This window comes from Streptomyces sp. SID11385 (assembly GCF_010548245.1).
In the GTDB taxonomy this organism is placed as follows: domain Bacteria; phylum Actinomycetota; class Actinomycetes; order Streptomycetales; family Streptomycetaceae; genus Streptomyces.
The window spans coordinates 1-2,708 of sequence record NZ_JAAGLR010000365.1 but is presented as its reverse complement, the minus strand read 5'-3'; the positions used below and the strand labels follow the sequence as shown (position 1 = coordinate 2,708).

At 77.3% G+C, this 2,708-nt stretch carries 1 protein-coding gene; it reads right to left on the bottom strand.

The genetic code is table 11. The features are described from left to right. On the bottom strand, positions 1-2,708 hold a 2,708-nt coding region (locus tag G3I42_RS10935), incomplete at both ends, for an SDR family NAD(P)-dependent oxidoreductase (protein ID WP_164284854.1).

Sequence of the window (2,708 nt, the reverse complement as noted above, 5' to 3'; positions counted from 1 at the left end):
CGGCAGCCCCCGGCGCCCGAGCCGCTCCCGGCGCGCCTCCTCGGCCGCACGCGCCTGTTCCTCGTCGAACTCCTCCCGCCACACGCCCCAGGCCAGCGCGAGGGCGGGCTCGCCCCGTGCGTGCCGGCGGGCGGCGAGCGCGTCCAGGTACGCGGTGGAGGCCGCGTGCGCCGTCAGGCCCGTACCGCCGCCGAACGTCCCGGTCACCGAGGAGAACAGCACGAACGCCGACAGGTCGCTCCCCGCGGTCAGCTCGTCGAGGTGGCGCGCGCCGAGCACCCGCGAGGCCGACTGCCGCTCCAGCTCGGCCGGAGTCAGCGACCCCAGCGGCGTGTCCTCCAGCAGACCCGCGGTGTGCACCACGCCCCGCAGGGGCGCGCCCGTCTCCGCGGCGGCGAGGAAGGCGGCGAGTGCCTCCCGGTCGGTCACGTCCACCACCTCGGCCGTCACCCGCGTCCCGAGGGCGGCCAGTTCGGCCTCCGCCGCGGTGAGGAGCGCGGCGTCCGTGCCCGGAGCGGCGGTCAGCAGAAGGCGCGCCGCCCCGCGCTCGGCGAGCGCGCGCGCCACGTGCCTGCCCGGACCGGTGACGCCCTCCGTCACCAGCCACGTCCCGTCCGGGACGAACGGACGCGCGGTCCCCGGGGACACCGCGGCCGGTACGAGCCTGCGTACGTACACCCCCGTCTCACGCACGGCGGCCTGCGTCTCGGTGCCCGAGGCCAGCAGCGCCGTCAGGCGGTCCAGGGCGCGGTCGTCCGCCGCCTCCGGCAGGTCGACCAATCCGCCCCACACCTCCGGCAGTTCGACCGCGGCGACCTGGCCGGCGCCCCACACCTGCGCCCGCTCCGGCTCGTGGACGCTCTCGCCCTGTCCCGTCGCGACGGCCTCGCGGGTGAGCGACCACACGCGGGCGTCCAGCCGGAGGTCCGTGACCGCACGCAGCAGCGCGACCGTACGGACCAGCCCCGGGGACACCGCGCCCTCCGTCCCGCCGGGAGCCGCGAGCGGAAGCAGGGACACCAGCCCCGTGACCGGGCCGCAGCCTGGGTCCCCGACGGCGTCGGTGAGGGCGGCGGCGAGCGTGTCGTGACCGGCCCCGGCCTCGGCGGAGACCACCGCCACGTGCGCCCCGGCCTGTTGGAGCCGGGCCCGCAGGAGGCCGGCGAGGCCGTCGTCCCGGGGGTCCGGCGCGCGCACGACGAGCCAGGTGCCGTCGAGCCCCGCCGGGACGGTCTCGGGGGCCTGCCGCCACCTCACCCGGTAGCGCCAGGCGTCGATCGCGTTCCTCTCCTCGCTCTCCCTCCGCCAGGCGGCCAGGGCGGGCAGCAGCTCTGCCAGCGCGGCGGAGTCCCGCACGCGGAGTTCGGCGGCCAGCCCGTCCACGTCCCCGCGTTCCACGGCGTCCCAGAACGTGCCGTCCGCGGCGGCCTCGGCGGGCCGCGCGACGGGCTCGACCCAGAAACGCTCGCGCTGGAAGGGGTACGTCGGCAGCTCCACCGTCCGGCGCCCGGCGCCCGTCACCGCGTGCCAGTCGACCTCGCGGCCCTGCGTGTACAGCTCCGCGAGGGAGCCGAGGAAGCGCTCCGGCCCGCCGTGGCCGCGCCGCAGAGTGCCGACGACCAGGGGTTCGGCTCCGGCCTCCCGCGCGGTCTCGTCCACTCCGAGGGTCAGCACGGGATGGGCGCTGCACTCGATGAAGACATCGTGGTCCTCGTCGAGCAGTCGCCGCACGACCGGCTCGAAGTCGACCGGCCGACGGCAGTTCTCGAACCAGTACTCCGCCGTCAGCTCCGGCCCCCGGAGGATCTCCCCGGTGACCGTCGAGACCATGGGGACCTCGGCGGGGCGGGGCCGCACGAACGAGAGCAGGCTCAGGATGCGCGCGCGCAGGGGCTCGACCTGGGGGGAGTGCGAGGCGACGGTCGCGGGGACGACACGGGCCCTGACCCCGCGCGCCGTCAGCTCGGCCACCCACCGCGCGAGCGGTTCCGGCGCCCCGGCCACGGTGACCAGCCGCGGGCTGTTGACGCCCGCGACGGTGAGCCGGCCCTCGTACGGCGCCAGCGCCTCCTCCGCCTCCGCGCGCGAGAGCGCGACCGAGGCGACCGCGCCGTGCCCCATCAGCTCGTCGGCGAACAACTGGGAGCGCAGCACGACGAGCCGCGCCGCGTCCTCCAGGGTGAGGGCACCGGCGACGCACGCCGCCGCGATCTCGCCCTGCGAGTGGCCGACCACGGCGTCCGGCCGCACCCCGTGCGCCCGCCACAGCTCCGCCAGCGCGACCATCACCGAGAACAGCACCGGCTGGACGACCTCGATGCGGTCCAGCGAGGGGGCGCCGGGCCGCTCGCGCAGAATCTCCTCGACGGACCAGCCCGTTACGGCGCGCACGGCGGTGTCGCACTCGCGCAGCCGCGCGGCGAAGACCGGCGCCGAGTCCAGCAGCCCCGTCGCCATCCCGGCCCACTGCGAGCCCTGGCCGGGGAAGACGAGGACCGTCTTGCCGCGGTCCCTCGCCACCCCGGTGACGACGTGGGAATCCGGCTCGCCGCGCGACAGCGCGGCCAGCCCCGAGCCCAGTCGTTCCCCGTCCGCCCCGAGGACGACGGCCCGGTGCTCGTGGGCCGTGCGCGTGGCCACGAGCGAGTGCGCCACGTCCGCGGGTGCCGCCTCCGGGTGTGCCCGCGTGTGCGCCCGCAGCCGCGCGG